A 17,673-nucleotide genomic window follows, 5' to 3' on the forward strand; every position below is an offset into this window, starting at 1 on the left:
CATCCGGGCCTTTGCCGTTTCTGGGAGTCGCCGCCATCTGGCCGCCCCCTTCATGCTGGCCGGCGCAACTCGCTGGCACGGAAGCGGCGACAACGCTCCCGCCGGACGATTCCCGATTCCCGATTCCCGATTCCCGGCCATCGCACGCCCGGTCCGGCGGCAACCCATCAGCTCCGTTACAATCTGCAGCCCCGTTTCTGACACGGTTCCCCGGACATGATGGTCCTCGAGGGCGCTTCCGCCCTTTCGCCGTTCCGCCGCGCTCGGCTCGAAACCCGCCTGCAAACCCTCGTTCCCGCGCTGCGTCTCACTGGCGCCTGGCACGTGTACTTCATCCGTGCCGAGGCCGGGCAGTCGCCCGACCAGGCCACCTTGCAGCGGATCCTGCAGGCCAACGCCGCACCCGCCGCGCGCGATGCCGATGCCTCCTCGCGCTACGTGGTGCCGCGCCTGGGCACCTTGTCGCCGTGGTCGAGCAAGGCCACCGAGCTGGTGCGCGGGGCCGGGCAGCCGATCCAGCGCGTGGAGCGCGGCACCCGCATCGACCTGGCCGGCTGGCCGGACGACGCGGCCGCCCAGGCCGCCGTGGCCAAACTGCTGCACGACCCGATGACGCAATCGCTGCTCGGTTCGGCCGCTGCCGCCGAAGCGCTGTTCAACGTGCCCGACCCGGGCCAGTTGCAGCGCGTGCCGCTGGATGGGCTGGAGCAGGCCAACCGCGACCTGGGCCTGGCGCTGGCGCAGGACGAGATCGACTACCTGCGCGAACGTTTCGGCGCGCTGGGCCGCGACCCGGCCGACGTCGAACTGATGATGTTCGCCCAGGCCAACTCCGAGCATTGCCGGCACAAGATCTTCAATGCCAGCTGGACCATCGACGGCAAGCCGCAGGAGCGCTCGCTGTTCCGCATGATCAAGCACACCCATCAGCAGACCCCGCAGCACACCTTGTCGGCCTATAGCGACAACGCGGCGGTGGTGGAAGGCGTGCCGGCCGCGCGCTATCGCCCGGATCCGGCCACCGGCCAATACCGCAGCGAAGCGGTGCTGCCGTCGGCGTTTGCGATCAAGGTGGAAACGCATAACCACCCGACCGCGATCGCACCGTTCCCCGGCGCGGCCACCGGTGCCGGCGGCGAAATTCGCGACGAAGGCGCCACCGGGCGTGGCGGCAAGCCCAAGGCCGGGCTGACCGGGTTTTCGGTCTCGCACCTGCGCATTCCGACCCTGCCGCAGCCGTGGGAAGCGCCGCGCGCGCTGAACCCGCGCATGGCGCCGGCGCTGGACATCATGCTCGACGGCCCGCTGGGCGGCGCCGCGTTCAACAACGAATTCGGTCGCCCGAACCTGCTCGGCTATTTCCGCAGCTTCGAGCTGGCCGAAGGCCAGGGCCTGACCCGCGCCTACGACAAGCCGATCATGCTGGCCGGTGGCCTGGGCGCGATCGATCGCAACCAGGTGGAAAAGCTGCGCCTGCAGCCGGGCGATGCGGTGATCGTGCTCGGCGGCCCGGCGATGCTGATCGGCCTGGGCGGCGGTGCGGCCAGTTCGGTGGCGGCCGGCGACAGCGCCGAGGCGCTGGATTTTGCCAGTGTGCAACGCGAAAACCCGGAGATGGAACGCCGCTGCCAGGAGGTCATCGACCGCTGCGTGGCGCTGGGCGTGGATAACCCGATCCGCTGGTTCCACGACGTGGGCGCAGGTGGTTTGTCCAACGCCATTCCCGAGCTGCTGCACGATTCGGGGGTGGGCGGCATCATCGACCTGGGCCGCGTGCTCACCGACGACCCGTCGCTGTCGCCGCTGGAACTGTGGTGCAACGAATCGCAGGAACGCTACGTGCTCGGCGTGCCGCAGGCGCGCCTGGAAGAGTTCGCCGCTATCTGCGCCCGCGAACGCTGCCCGTTTGCCGCCGTCGGTGTGGCCACGGAAGAGGAGCGGCTGGTGGTGGGGTATGGCGTCCTGGACGCCGGGAATGGGGAATCGGGAATCGGGAATCGTCACGGCGCATTGCCGGCAACCGATGCCGCTTCTAACCAATCCCGAATCCCGAATCCCCAATCCCAGCTTCCAATCGATCTGCCCATGGACGTGCTCTTCGGCAAGGCGCCGAAGATGCATCGCGATGCCGCGCATCCGGCCGCTCCCAGGTGGCCGGTGCTGCAGACCGCGTCGTTGGACCTGCAGCAGGCCGGTCTGCGTGTGCTGGCGCATCCCACCGTGGCGTCCAAGAGCTTTCTGGTCACCATCGGCGACCGCAGCGTGGGCGGGCTGACCGCACGCGAGCAGATGATCGGCCCGTGGCAGCTGCCGCTGGCCGATTGCGCGATCACGCTGGCCGGCTTCGAGACCTTCGAAGGCGAAGCGATGTCGATCGGCGAACGCACCCCGCTGGCGCTGTTGAATGCCGCCGCATCCGCGCGCATGGCCGTGGGCGAAGCCATCACCAACCTGTGCGCGGCACCGGTGCAGCGGCTGGACAGCATCAAGCTTTCGGCGAACTGGATGGCCGCCGCCGGCCACAGCGGCGAAGACGCGTTGCTGTACGACGCGGTGCGCGCCATCGGCATGGAGTTGTGCCCGGCGCTGGAGCTGAGCATTCCGGTGGGCAAGGATTCGCTGTCGATGCAGGCGCAGTGGGCTGAAGCCGGGATTGGTGATTCGGCATTCGGGATTGGCAACACACCGGAATCCGCCGCTGTTGCGAATCCCCAATCTCCAATCTCCAATCCCGTCTCTCACAAAAGCGTTTCCCCCGTCTCGTTGATCATCAGTGCGTTCGCGCCGGTGACCGATGTGCGCACGCAGCTGACCCCGTTGCTGCGCAGCGGTGAAGACAGCGAGCTGTGGTTGATCGGGCTGGGGGGCGGCAAGCAGCGGCTGGGCGGGTCGGTGCTGGCGCAGGTGTATGCCGACGACACTGCGCTGCCGGCGTTCGGCGGCGAGGCGCCGGATCTGGACGATGCGCAGCGGCTGCGCAGTTTCTTCGAGTTGATCCGCGACGCGCGCGAGGCCGGGCTGTTGCTGGCGTATCACGATCGCAGCGATGGCGGTGCGTTTGCTGCGTTGTGCGAGATGGCGTTTGCGTCGCGGCAGGGCCTGGATATCACGCTGGATGCGTGGGGCGACGATGCGTTCCGCAGCCTGTTCAACGAAGAATTGGGCGCCGTGGTGCAGATCGACAGCGAAGACCGCGCCGCGTTCGCCGACCTGGTCGAGCGCCACGCATTGACCGAATGCGCGCAGCGCATCGCGCGCCCCACCGGCACGCCGCGCATCCGCGTGAGCGGGCAGGGCCGCGTGCTGGCCGAGTGGCGCTGGGAAGAGTTGTTCGACGCGTGGTGGTCGGTGACCCATGCGATGCAGAAGCTGCGCGACAACCCGGACAGCGCCGATGAGGAGCGCGCGCTGGCACGCGATTTCAAGGCGCCAGGCCTGCGTCCGAAGCTGGTGTTCGACCCTTCCGACGATGTGGCGGCGCCGTTCGTGGCCACCGGTACGCGGCCCAAGGTGGCGATCCTGCGCGAGCAGGGCGTCAACGGGCAGATCGAGATGGCCTACAACTTCGAGCGCGCCGGTTTTCGTCCCTACGACGTGCACATGAGCGACCTGATCGAGGGCCGCGTGAACCTGAGCGAGTTCGTGGGCTTTGCGGCGTGCGGCGGTTTCAGCTACGGCGACGTGCTGGGCGCCGGCCGCGGCTGGGCGACATCCATCCTGGAACGCTCGGCGTTGCGCGATGCGTTCGCCGCGTTCTTTGCACGCAGCGATACGTTCGCGCTGGGTGTGTGCAACGGGTGCCAGATGCTCAGCCAGCTCAAGGACATCATTCCCGGTGCCGAGCATTGGCCGCGCTTTTTGCGCAATCGCAGCGAGCAGTTCGAGGCGCGCACCGCGCTGCTGGAAGTGGTGGAGTCGCCGTCGATCTTCCTGCGCGGCATGGCGGGCTCGCGGATTCCGGTGGCGGTGGCGCACGGCGAAGGCCGCGCAGCGTTCGATAGCGCCGTGGACCAGGCCGCTGCACGCGTGGCGCTGCGTTACATCGATGGCGATGGTGGGGTGGCCTCGCAGTATCCGCTCAATCCGAACGGTTCCCCGGACGGCATCACCGGGCTGACCAGCAGCGACGGCCGCGTCACCATCCTGATGCCGCACCCGGAGCGTACGCCACGCAGCGCAAACCTCAGCTGGCACCCGGCCGACTGGGGCGACGACTCGCCGTGGCTGCGGATGTTCCGCAACGCGCGGGTGTGGTGCGGTTGATGGCGTGCGGCTGATCGGCAGCCGCTGACGCATGATCCGACGGCCGTGTGCAGCGATGCACACGGCCGTTGTCGTTTTGGCAGGCGCGCTGAATCTGCAATTGGAATCGGTTGCAGGCTCGTCGCGCGCTGCCGCTACCACTCCATTGCGCGGTGCCCATTGCAAACCCATGCGTGGTTGCCGGCCTCGCCAGCATCGGGCACACGCGACCGGTGGCGCGTGTGGCGCGCTCGAATCAGGCGATGGAGCGGCTCGATGACGATGGTCGCGCGATTAGCCAAGTGCGCCTCGAAATTTTTTCGAGACTATTTTTGTAGTGGCAGCGAAGATGGGACTAAATAATTAATCGGCACCTGGTCATTTTGAAATAACTAACAAAAGTATTAGTTATTTATTTCGCATGACTGATTGCGTGCTATGTGTGACGGCAATCGCATTTGAAAGTTGGTTTTTTCAATAAATTCATCCGGCGTTATCGATCTTTCGATCTCCGCATCTTCTTATTTACTGTGTTGAATCTTTCGCGGTGGAAAACTCCATCGCTGAAGCAAGTGCGCGCGAATATAAAACCTCAGGGGGACCGTGCGATCTGTTCGTGCGGTGGTCGGTTTTTTACACACCAGACCAAAATGGGGAGTTAGGCGTTAATGAAGCGAATTTATCTGGAGGCTGGTCGCGCGTCTTGTGCTCACGACCAAACGGTGACGCGTGCTCGCACGGTGGGAAATACGCAGGGGAGACTGCCGCGCGACCATGCCGGCGGAGTGCTGGCCACGGCAGTGGTGATCGTGTTGTTCGGCATGGCCGGGGCGGCCTGCGCCACGACCACGCCGGCGGCAGCGACCACGCAGTGCCAGGTGATCGATGGCAGGCGACAGTGCCCGGGCGAGGCGGGCACGGTGGCTCAGGTCGCTACTGCAGGAGCCAACGACAGCGCCACGCAAGTGGCAGCAATATCCGCCGCCGATGCGCAGATCCCGGCATTCGCGGACGGCGAGGATGCGCTGGCATTGGGCAATGCGAGCAATGCGCTGGGCGATGGAACCATGGCATTGGGCGGTGGAAGCCTGGCCTTGGACCGCGACGCGACCGCGATCGGTCATAACGCTGCGGCCGCGGGAGAATCGGCGATTGCGGTTGGCGGCGTAACGACCGTGTTTGATTACGATGCCAACGGCTTCGTCATCGGCCAACGCGAACAGGCCACGCAGGCCTCAGGTGTGGGCGCCACGGCTGTGGGCGGTGGTGCGGTAGCGGGCACGCCGTATGCCAGCGCCATCGGCAGCGGCGCCAGCGCCAGTGGCGTGCAGAGCACGGCGCTGGGGTATCGCGCACAGACTTCCAGCGACGGTGCCACCGCCGTGGGCGGGCTTTCCAGCGCCAGTGGCTTTCTTTCCACTGCCGGCGGTTATTCCTCGCGCGCCAGCGCAGACACCTCGACCGCATTCGGTTACAGGGCGCGAAGCGACGGTGCCAGTAGCGTCGCAGTTGGCGACACCGCATTGGCCAGCGGAGCACAGAGCGTTGTCGTGGGCGGCGTCAGCAACTTCGGCTCGATTACCGCAGCGACCGGTCTTGGCGGCATTGCGCTGGGCTCGGGTGCGCAAAGCCAATCCGATTATGCGATTGCCATTGGCTACGATTCCAACGTGTTTCCGAATGCGCCCGGCAATACCGATGCGGTAGCGATCGGGCACAGCGCCGGGTCGTTCGCACCACGCACCGTGTCATTGGGCGGCTTTGCCCTGGCGTCCGGCGATGGCGGCATCTCGATCGGACATGGCAGCACCGCTTACAACGAAAATAGCGTGGCGTTAGGCGCGCGTGCGATGACCTCGCAGTTCAATGGCGACAGCACCGTCATTGGTGCGGACGCGCAGGCCAACGGCGTGGATGCCGTGGCGATCGGTTACGGCGCGAAGGTGGGATCCTGGGTCGACGATGCCTGGAATCGTTCGGCATCCAGCGCGGTTGCGCTGGGTGCGCACTCCTATGCGTTTCGCAGCAATACGGTGTCGGTCGGCGATGTGCAAGCCGGCTTGACGCGCCAGATCACCAGCGTTGCAGCCGGTACCGAAGCCACCGATGCGGTGAATGTGGCCCAGCTCGATACGGTGCGCGCCGCCACGTCACGCATCGATGGCTATCTGGCAGTGACGCCGGCCACCACGGACGCAGCGGCGGCATCTGCGCAGGGACAGGGCGCCATGGCACTGGGTGGCGCAAGCAGCGCGCTTGGCGCATCTGCCACCGCGGTGGGCTTCAATGCCTCCAGCGTTGGCCAGGGCAGTGCTGCGTTGGGTAGCCGTGCGGTTGCTGCCGGCGAGCGCAGCGTAGCGATTGCCTCCGGCAGCCGTGCCGCGGCCACCGGCGCCAGCGCGATAGGGGCGGACAGCAGCGCCAGCGGCGTGAACAGCACCGCGATGGGCCGGCAGACCAATTCCGTCGGCGAAAACGGCGTTGCGCTGGGCTACAACGCCTTCGTCCGCGAAAGCGGCAGCAATGCCGTGGCACTGGGCGCGAATGCTGGCGCCAGCGGTGCCGATTCGGTGGCATTGGGCTCGGGCTCGCGCACCTACGATGCCAATACGGTGTCGGTGGGCAGCGGCAATGGCCGCGGCGGCCCGGCCACGCGCCGTATCGTCAATGTGGGTGCGGGCACGATTGCCAGTGCCAGCACCGATGCGATCAATGGCGGCCAGTTGTTCCAGTCGTTGAGCAATGCGGCCAGCTTCCTCGGCGGCGGTGCGGCGATCGGTGCGCAAGGCGTATTTGTTGCGCCGACCTACGTGATTCAGGGGGCCAGCTACAACAATGTCGGTGCGGCACTGACGGCGTTGGACAGCAAGGTCAGCGAGCTGGATGCACGCAGTGGCAGCACGCCGACCAGCACCGCCGCACGCACCGCATCGCTGCGCACCGCAACGGTGCCGGCAGTGGCGGCGACTGCGGTCAGCGATATGTCCAGCAATGTCGCCAGCACTACGGGCAATGCAACGGCCGCGGTGCAGGGCACGCCCACCGCCGCAATGGACGGCAGCATCACGCCGGCGGCCACGTCCACGGCAGTCGGTACGGCAGCAGTGGCCAACCACGTCACCGGTACTGCAATTGGCGGCAGCGCGTATGCGCATGGTCCCAACGACACCGCCATCGGCAGCAATGCCCGCGTCAATGCCGACGGCAGTACGGCGGTGGGTGCCAATACGCAGATCGCGGCGGTGGCGACCAATGCCGTGGCGATGGGCGAAGGCGCGCAGGTGACGGCCGCGTCGGGCACGGCGATCGGCCAGGGCGCCCGCGCCACGGCACAAGGCGCCGTGGCACTGGGCCAGGGTTCGGTTGCCGATCGTGCCAACACGGTGTCGGTGGGCAGCGTGGGCGGCGAGCGTCAGGTGGCCAATGTGGCGGCCGGTACGCGTGCCACCGATGCGGTCAACAAGGGCCAGCTGGACAGCGGCGTTGCCGCCGCCAACAGCTACACCGACAGCCGCTACAACGCGATGGCCGACAGCTTCGAAAGCTACCAGGGCGATATCGAAGACCGCCTGCGCCGGCAGAACCGTCGCCTGGATCGCCAGGGCGCGATGAGCTCGGCGATGTTGAACATGTCCGCCAGCGTGGCCGGTATCGCCTCGCAGAACCGCATCGGTGCCGGCGTCGGTTTCCAGAACGGCGAGTCGGCGTTGTCGGTGGGCTACCAGCGGGCGATCAGCCCGCGCGCCACCCTCACCGTGGGCGGCGCACTCAGCGGCGATGACCGATCGGTTGGGCTGGGCGCCGGTTTCGGCTGGTAGCCGCAGCACGGCCACGCGGTCGCATGCATTCCCGCCGCCCGTTGCCGGGCGGCGCGCTTTCTTCGTCATGCCCTTTCGCACTCACCTCGAAGGAATCCCATCGTGATCCAGAGTTCTTCTACGCAGGTCCTTGTGCTTGCCTGCTGTGTCCTGGCGGCCTCGTGCAGTACAGCGTTGGCCGCCAACGCCAACGCCAACGCCAACGCCGATGCGGCAGCAGCCAGTGCCCAACGCCAACAGGCCATGGCCAATGCGCCGGTTGACAGAATCATCGTCCGCTACCGCAGCGGGCAGGTCGGTACCGCGCGCGATATCGGCCGCAGTGCCTCGGCGGCAGTCAGTGCGGCCGCCTCGCGCGCATCCGTCCGTCTTGCGCCTGCCGCACGCACCAGTGCCACCGCAGCGCCAACCTATCTGCGCACGCTTGCCGCGGGCGGCGAACTGATCAAATTGCCCGCCCAGCTCAGTCGTGCCGATGCCGACCGGCTTGTGCAGGAATTGAGCGCAGACCCGGCGGTCGAATCGGCGCAGGTAGATCTGCGCATGTATCCGCTGCAAACCAGCGGCGCATTGCCGAACGATCCGCTGCTGCAAACCAATCAATGGCATCTCATCGACCCGGTGGGTGGCATCGACGTCGCCCAAGCCTGGAAAACAACGCAGGGCGAAGGCGTGGTGGTGGCGGTACTGGATACCGGCGTCCTGCCCGATCATCCGGACCTGGCCGGCAATCTGCTCACCGGCTACGACTTCATCACCGACCCGTTCTTCTCGCGTCGCGCCACGGCCGAGCGTGTGCCCGGCGCACTGGACCTCGGCGATTGGATCGCCGAAGACGGCGACTGCGGGCTGTTCTCGGTGGCCAGCGACAGCAGCTGGCACGGCACGCACGTGGCCGGCACGGTTGCCGAAGCCACCAACAACGGCATTGGCGGGGCAGGCGTCGCCTACAGGGCGAAAGTGCTGCCGGTGCGCGTGCTCGGGCACTGCGGCGGGCGACTCTCCGACATCTCCGATGCCATCGTCTGGGCGTCCGGCGGTCACGTCGATGGCGTACCGGACAACCGCGATCCGGCCGAAGTGATCAACCTGAGCCTGGGCGGTGGCGGCGCATGCGGTTCGGCGATGCAGGCCGCGATCGATGGCGCAGTGGCGCGCGGCACCACCGTGGTGGTGGCAGCGGGTAATTCAACGGCCGATGTATCGACGACGACTCCCGCCAACTGCGCCAATGTGATTGCCGTTGCCGCCACGCGCGCAACCGGCGCGCTTGCCGATTACAGCAATTTCGGCCGTCAGATCGACCTGGCCGGCCCGGGCGGCAGCTCGATGTCCTTCATCACCAACGATGGCCCGATCCGCAGCTTTGTTTGGCAAACCCTCTACACCGGCAAAACCACACCAACCTCCGGGCAGTTCACCTATGGCGGCACGCGTTACGCCGGCACCTCGATGGCGTCGCCGCATGTGGCCGGCACCGCCGCATTGGTGCAGAGCGCATTGATCGCCGACGGCAAACCGCCGTTGTCGCCGGCCGCAATGGAGAGCCTGCTCAAGCGCACTGCGCGCGCATTCCCGGTGTCGATTCCGGTGGCAACGCCGGCAGGGGCCGGCATCGTGGATGCCGGAGCCGCAGTTGCGCGCGCGTTACGTCGCTGCGACAGGGGCGATGTGGGGTGTCAGGTGGATGCGCAGCCTCTGCGTAATGGCGTGGTCCAGAGCGGCATCTCCAATCTGTCGGGCGATGCGGGGGTGTTCACGTTCCAAGCGCAGGCGGGTGCGGTGCTGAGTTTCATCAGCTTCGGCGGCAGCGGCCAGGCGGGGTTGTACGTGGCATTCGGGCGCGAGCCCACCGCCACCGACAACGACGGGGCGTCTACGCGTCGCGGCACCAGCCAGACGGTGCGCTTCACTGCGCCGCGTGCCGGCACCTACATCCTCAAGCTGGAAGGCAGCGGTTTCGACGCGGTGAGCCTGCTGGCGCGCCAATGATCCGACACGTCGCCATCGGTTCGGCGAAATCGTCATTTCCTTGGCGGTGAACGCCTGAAACACGGCCACCTCGCGCGCCGATCGACCGCGCATGCTGGCTGTGGGGCATGTTGGCCGCAGATCTGACCGGCCACCCCTGCATTTTGCGCAACCAAGCCCGCTGGCGTCCTGCCAGCGGTTTTTTTTGTCTGTTTCAGTTCCGCCTATTCAGCCCTGAAATGTCTCGAAGGACATGATCTAGGTCGCTGTTTTCCAAAGATTTATCAAAAATCTAATAAAAGCAAGCCGAAGTGTGATCAATCGCGCACTTCTATTCGCTTTCTGTCAAAAACTTGACGCCCGAAATGACGGCTGTTAACACTCCGCTCAGTTCTATGGTTGGGTAGCGTTCACTTTTTGACTATCCAGGAAGCAGGCGCAAGCCGCTCCGCCGCAAGGCCCATGGCGCGAATCACTGCGGTCACTGCAGGCTGGAACGCCTTCTGCCGCCGGGTGTTCGCCACAAAAACCAGTCCAACAACTCAGGAGTCGTGCGTCGATGAATCGGATTTATCGCAAGGTCTGGAACAAATCGCTTGGCGTGTGGGCCGTAGCCTCGGAATTGGCCAGCGGCGACAGCCCCGGAGCGGTGGCCTCAGCCGCATTCATCGATCGCCGCCAGAGCCTGGCACTGGCCGCCGCCATCGCCCTTGCGCTGGGTGGTGCCGGATTGGCCACGCCGCTTCCTGCCAATGCGCAGTCGGTGGAAGTGGGCCGCGGCGCCGCGGCGCCGGCCAGCAAGGCCACCGCCATCGGTGCCAATAGCCATGCCAGCGCCACCGGTGCCGTGGCCACCGGCGCCGACAGCAGCGCCAGTGGCGTCAACAGCAGCGCGATCGGTCGCCAGACCAATGCGATCGGCGAAAACGCCGTGGCCATCGGTTACAACAGTTTCGTGCGCCAGAGCGGCGAAAACGGCGTGGCGCTCGGCGCCAATGCCGGCGTGACCGGCGCAAATTCGGTGGCGCTGGGCGCAGGCTCGCGCACCCACGAAGACGACGTGGTGTCGGTGGGCAGCGGCAATGGCCGCGGTGGCCCGGCCACGCGCCGCATCACCAACGTCACTGCCGGCGTCAATGCCACCGATGCGGTCAACGTGGCGCAGTTGCGCGACGTGGCCGATGTGGCCGAAGACACCGCGCTGTTCTTCAAGGCATCCCCGGGCGAAGACAGCGTGGGCGCGTATGTCGAAGGCGACAGCGCCCTGGCTGCCGGCGACGGCGCCAATGCCGTCGGCACGGCGACCACGGCGCTGGGAACCGGTGCCAATGCGGTAGCCAACAACGCCACCGCGGTGGGCGCAAACGCGCTCGCGTCCGGGCAGAACAGCGCAGCATTCGGTCACAACGCACAGGCCAATGGTCCGGCGAGCGTGGCGGTGGGCGGCGCTGCCGTGGACGAAGACGGCGAGCCGTTGGTCACCAACGGCGGCGTGCCGGTCACCACCGGCGCCACCAGTGCCGGCGTCGGCGGCACCGCAGTCGGCGCCAGCGCCAATGCCGATGGTTTCGCCGCCTCGTCGTTCGGCGTCGGTGCCTATGCGGCCGGTACGCAGTCTTCCGCGTTCGGTGCGGTGGCCAATGCGGCGGGCGATTACGCCACCGCCGTGGGCACGCAGACCAGCGCCAGCGGCACCAGCAGCACCGCGGTCGGTGGTCCGGTCGATTACATCCCGGGTCTGGGCTTCTTCGTGCAGACCCAGGCCAGCGGCGAAGCCTCCACCGCGCTCGGCGCCGGTGCGATCGCATCAGGCACCTACACCACGGCAGTGGGCACGCTCAGCGAAGCCTCCGGCACCGAAGCCACCGCCGTGGGCTACTTCGCGTATGCACCGGGCGAAGGCGCAACTGCCGTGGGTCCGGAATCGTGGGCCAGCGGCGAACTGAGCACGGCGCTGGGCTATTACAGCACTGCCCGCGGCGCAAATTCGGTGGCGTTGGGCGCCAACTCGGTCGCCACGCGCGCCAATACCGTGTCGGTGGGTGCTGATGGCGCAGAGCGCCAGATCACCCATGTGGCGGCAGGTACCGAGGGCACTGATGCGGTGAATCTCGATCAGCTCACTGCGGTGTCCGATGTGGCGTCCACCACTGCGCGCTCCTTCGTCGCAACCGGCGATGGCGTTGCGATCGCACAAGGCACCGACAGCGTCGCTGCCGGTTCCAACGCATTGGCCGACAGCGACTACAGCACCGCGCTGGGTTCCAGCAGTGCGGCATCTGCGCAGGGTGCAACTGCCGTTGGCAGTGGCGCCAATGCCACCACCGACAACGCCACGGCAGTCGGCTTCAACAGCACTGCGGTGGCGCAGAACACCACGGCGCTTGGCGGCAACAGCAGCGCCTCGGGCGATGCCAGCACCGCAGTGGGCGGCGCGAGCCAGGCCACCGCCAGCGGCGCGACGGCGCTGGGTTACGAGAGCATCGCCAATGGCGCGGACGCCACGGCACTGGGTGTGGGTAGCGTGGCATTCGGCGACACCAGTACCGCCGTGGGTGGTGCAAGCGTGGCCTTCGGTGCCGACAGCGCTGCTTTCGGCGCCAATGCCGCGGCCGGCGGCACTGCATCCACGGCGATCGGCGCAAACAGCAGCGCCTTCGGCGAGCGCACCGTTGCGCTGGGCGGCGCCAGCAACGCGTCGGGCGATGACAGCATTGCGCTCGGTGCGAGCAGTCAGGCCGCTGCGCTGGGCACCACGGCCGTCGGCAGCAATGCCAACGCCAGCATCGCCAATGCCACTGCAGTCGGTTTCAACAGCAGTGCCGGCGATGACTACGCCACCGCACTCGGCGGTGACAGCAACGCATCGGGATATTTCAGCACCGCCGTGGGCGGCACCAGCATCGCCAATGGGCGCGGTGCAACGGCGATCGGCTACGAAACCATCGGCAATGGGACTGCATCGACCGCGCTGGGTTTTGCCAGTGTGGCGTGGGGTGACGGTGGCACCGCCATCGGTACCGAAAGTCTCGCCTACGGCGACAACAGCACGGCAGTGGGCGCGAATGCGGCTGCGGCCGATACCGGCTCGATTGCGGTGGGCACCTACGCAAATGCATATGGTCCGCGTGCCATTTCGCTCGGCGGCCAATCCAGGGCGACCGGCGATGAGAGCATTGCGCTGGGTTGGGAAGCGCAGGCTGAAGGCGACCAGGGCATTGCGCTCGGCGCGCGCAGCCAAGCCGGTGAGATGAGCACGGCCATTGGTAACTACGCCAGCGCCAGTGCCTCTTCTGCCACGGCAGTGGGGAACAACAGCAGTGCTGTTGCTAACAACGCTACCGCGCTGGGTATCGTCAGCATGGCGTCGGGGGATTCCAGTACGGCCATCGGCGGTTTCAGTGTCGCCAATGAGCGTGATGCAACGGCGATCGGCCAGGCAAGTATCAGCAGCGGTGTCGCATCGTCAGCGCTGGGCTCCGCCAGTGTTGCGCGGGGTTTTAACAGCACCGCAATCGGTACCGAAAGTTTGGCCGATGGTTACTACAGTACAGCGCTGGGCGCGAGTGCGCGGGCGAACAACTATTCGTCAACCGCCTTGGGCACTTACGCAAACGCGGTGGGGACAAGCACCACTTCGCTTGGCAGCCAGTCCTTTGCGCTTGGTACCGAGAGTGTCGCGCTGGGCTGGCAATCCAATGCTTCGGGCGAGCAGAGCATTAGTCTCGGCAGCGGTGCGTATACACCTGCCGACAACAGCGTTGCGCTGGGTGCAGGTTCGCTCGCCGATCGCGCCAACACGGTGTCGGTTGGCACAGTCGGCAGCGAGCGGCAGATTGCCAATGTTGCGGCCGGCACCGAGGGCACCGATGCGGTGAACCTGGATCAGCTCAACGCCGTGGCTGGCGCCGCTGAAAACACCGCGCGCCTGTACGCCGGCACCGGCACCGGCACCGCCGATGCGCAGGGCGAAGACGCGACCGCCGCCGGCTCCAATGCCACGGCCGACGGCGATTACAGCAGTGCGTTCGGGTCCAGCAGCCAGGCCACCGCCATCGGTGCGGTGGCCATCGGCAGCGGCGCCAGCGCCACTGCGCAATACGCCAATGCGGCCGGTTACAACGCAGCGGCCAGCGGCTTTGGCAGCGTGTCCAATGGCGCCTTCAGCCAGGCCAGCGGCGACTATGCCGTGGCCGTGGGTGGCGAAAGCGAAGCGGCCGGTGCGCAGAGCACCGCACTCGGCGCCGCCGCCGGTGCGTATGGCGATGGCGCGCTGGCGGTCGGTGCATTGAGCGAAGCGCAGGGCAGCGAATCCACCGCGATGGGCTATTTCGCCAGCGCCAGCGGCGAATCGGCCACCGCCGTCGGCGCGGAGAGCGTTGCCAACGGCACCAGCGCGGCGGCATTCGGTTTCGGTGCCGAGGCGACGTCCAACTACTCCACCGCCTTGGGCGGGTATTCCAGCGCCAGCGGTTTCAACAGCACCGCGCTGGGTAATTTCAGCACTGCCAGCGGCTCCAATACCGTCGCCGTGGGCGGCGATGCGGCCGCCACGGGTGCCTACAGTGTTGCCGCCGGCCAGGGCAGTGTGGCCAGCGGCTACCACAGCGTGTCGGTCGGCGGCGCCTTGCTCGGTCTGTTGCCGACCGAAGCCTCCGGCGATTACTCCACTGCCGTCGGTGGCGCGGCGTGGGCGCCGGGTCTCAACAGCACGGCGCTGGGTAATTTTGCCGAGTCAACCGGCGAAAGCAGCGTGGCGCTCGGCGCCGATTCGGTGGCCGATCGCGACTTCGCGGTGTCGGTGGGCAGTGCCGGCAACGAGCGCCAGATCACCAACGTGGCGGCCGGCACGCAGGGCACCGACGCCGTGAATCTGGACCAGCTCAACGCCGTTGCCGAAGCCGGCGCAGCCACGAGCAAATACTTCCAGGCCAGCGGCAGCGCCGATAGCGATGCAGGTGCCTACGTCGAGGGCGATAACGCGCTGGCGGCAGGCGAGGGTGCCAATGCCACCGGTACCGGCACCACCGCATTGGGTGCGGGCGCGCAGGCCGTGGTGGAGAACGCCACGGCCGTGGGCGTAGGCGCATTGGCTGGCGGCACCGGCGCGGCAGCGCTGGGCAGCAATGCCCAGGCGCTGGGCGAAAACAGCAGCGCGGTCGGCAGCAACGCGTTGGCCAGCGATATCGGCGCCACGGCAAATGGTGCAGGCGCGCAGGCGATTTCGACCTACACCACAGCGCTGGGCAGCGAAGCGGTGGCGTCCGACAATCAGGCCATCGCTGCGGGTTTCCGCAGTACCGCATCCAATGTCGGTAGCGCCGCCTTCGGTGGTTACAGCGAATCGACCGGCCGCCTGTCGTCGGCACTGGGCTATGGCGCGGTCGCGTCGAGCGATTACAGCACCGCCGTCGGCGCCGTTGCGTTGGCCTCCGGTGCCAGCGCCGTCGCCGTCGGCGAATTCAGCGAAGCCACTGGCGATGAGAGCGTGGCCGTGGGCGGCAGCACGTTCTTCGGGTTCATCCCGGCACGTGCCTCCGGCACGGGCGCAGCGGCATTCGGTGCCGGTGCCTGGGCCACCGCGGACTACACCACCGCCATCGGCTGGAATTCCTATGCCGACGGCGTCAATGCCAGCGCCTTGGGCCAGAGCGCAGCGGCGCTTGCAGACAACACCCTGGCATTGGGCGGCGGCAGCCGCGCCGATGCGGTCGGCGCCAGTGCGGTTGGCGTGGATGCGTCGGCGACCGGCATCAACAGCACCGGCGTCGGTCGTCAGGTGAATGCCATCGGCGAAAATGCAGTCTCGGTGGGCTACAACTCGTTCGTGCGCCAGAGCGCGGTCAACGGCGTGGCACTGGGTGCCAATGCGGGTGCGACCGGTGCCGATTCGGTGGCACTGGGGTCTGGCTCGCGCACCTACGAAGCCGACACGGTGTCGATCGGTAGCGGCAATGGCCGCGGTGGTCCGGCCACGCGCCGCATCGTCAACGTCAGCGCCGGCCAGGCGGCCACCGACGCGGTCAACAAGGGGCAACTGGATGCACTGGCGGCCGATGTGCAGACCACCAGCGGCATGCTCAAGACCACCGGCGACGGCGTGGCCTCGGCCACTGGCGATCGCGCCACGGCGGCAGGTGCCGGCGCCACCGCCAGTGGCGCACGCAGCGTGGCGGTTGCCTCCGGCAGCCGTGCCTCGGCCACCGGTGCCAGCGCAATGGGTGTGGATAGCAGCGCCAGCGGCGTGAACAGCACCGCGATGGGCCGGCAGACCAATTCCATCGGCGAAAACGGCGTTGCGCTGGGCTACAACTCCTTCGTCCGCGAAAGCGGCAGCAATGCCGTGGCACTGGGTGCCAACGCTGGCGCCAGCGGTGCCGATTCGGTGGCATTGGGCTCGGGCTCGCGCACCTACGATGCCAATACGGTGTCGGTGGGCAGCGGCAATGGCCGCGGCGGCCCGGCCACGCGCCGTATCGTCAATGTGGGTGCGGGCACGATTGCCAGTGCCAGCACCGATGCGATCAATGGCGGCCAGTTGTTCCAGTCGTTGAGCAATGCGGCCAGCTTCCTCGGCGGCGGTGCGGCGATCGGTGCGCAAGGCGTATTTGTTGCGCCGACCTACGTGATTCAGGGGGCCAGCTACAACAATGTCGGTGCGGCACTGACGGCGTTGGACAGCAAGGTCAGCGAGCTGGATGCACGCAGTGGCAGCACGCCGACCAGCACCGCCGCACGCACCGCATCGCTGCGCACCGCAACGGTGCCGGCAGTGGCGGCGACTGCGGTCAGCGATATGTCCAGCAATGTCGCCAGCACTACGGGCAATGCAACGGCCGCGGTGCAGGGCACGCCCACCGCCGCAATGGACGGCAGCATCACGCCGGCGGCCACGTCCACGGCAGTCGGTACGGCAGCAGTGGCCAACCACGTCACCGGTACTGCAATTGGCGGCAGCGCGTATGCGCATGGTCCCAACGACACCGCCATCGGCAGCAATGCCCGCGTCAATGCCGACGGCAGTACGGCGGTGGGTGCCAATACGCAGATCGCGGCGGTGGCGACCAATGCCGTGGCGATGGGCGAAGGCGCGCAGGTGACGGCCGCGTCGGGCACGGCGATCGGCCAGGGCGCCCGCGCCACGGCACAAGGCGCCGTGGCACTGGGCCAGGGTTCGGTTGCCGACCGTGCCAACACGGTGTCGGTGGGCAGCGTGGGCGGCGAGCGTCAGGTGGCCAATGTGGCGGCCGGTACGCGTGCCACCGATGCGGTCAACAAGGGCCAGCTGGACAGCGGCGTTGCCGCCGCCAACAGCTACACCGACAGCCGCTACAACGCGATGGCCGACAGCTTCGAAAGCTACCAGGGCGATATCGAAGACCGCCTGCGCCGGCAGAACCGTCGCCTGGATCGCCAGGGCGCGATGAGCTCGGCGATGTTGAACATGTCCGCCAGCGTGGCCGGTATCGCCTCGCAGAACCGCATCGGTGCCGGTGTCGGTTTCCAGAACGGCGAGTCGGCGTTGTCGGTGGGCTACCAGCGTGCGATCAGCCCGCGCGCCACCCTCACCGTGGGCGGCGCACTCAGCGGCGACGACAGCTCGATCGGCGTGGGTGCCGGTTTCGGCTGGTAAGGCGTTCTC

4 protein-coding genes are annotated in these 17,673 nt (G+C 67.2%); all 4 read left to right on the forward strand.

Annotated elements, in window-relative coordinates:
• Positions 1-216: 216 nt before the first annotated feature.
• The 4 genes from purL (at position 217) to AC1POX_RS04730 (ending at position 17,664) form a co-directional block, all read left to right on the forward strand.
• Entirely contained in the window at positions 217-4,263 is a 4,047-nt protein-coding gene (gene purL / locus AC1POX_RS04715; protein ID WP_372356798.1) for a phosphoribosylformylglycinamidine synthase, read from the forward strand.
• Between the two features lie 647 nt (positions 4,264-4,910).
• Positions 4,911-8,060 carry a YadA-like family protein gene (locus tag AC1POX_RS04720; protein ID WP_372356799.1) on the forward strand — a complete coding sequence of 1,050 codons (3,150 nt, stop codon included), beginning with the start codon at positions 4,911-4,913 and terminating at the stop codon, positions 8,058-8,060.
• Between the two features lie 102 nt (positions 8,061-8,162).
• Complete coding sequence (locus tag AC1POX_RS04725; protein WP_372356800.1) at positions 8,163-10,052, forward strand: S8 family peptidase; 1,890 nt, start codon at positions 8,163-8,165, stop codon at positions 10,050-10,052.
• Between the two features lie 538 nt (positions 10,053-10,590).
• Positions 10,591-17,664: an ESPR-type extended signal peptide-containing protein gene (locus AC1POX_RS04730; RefSeq protein ID WP_372356801.1), complete on the forward strand. Its 7,074-nt coding sequence runs from the start codon at positions 10,591-10,593 to the stop codon at positions 17,662-17,664.
• Positions 17,665-17,673: the final 9 nt, after the last annotated feature.

This window comes from Xanthomonas sp. NCPPB 3442, from assembly GCF_056725145.1.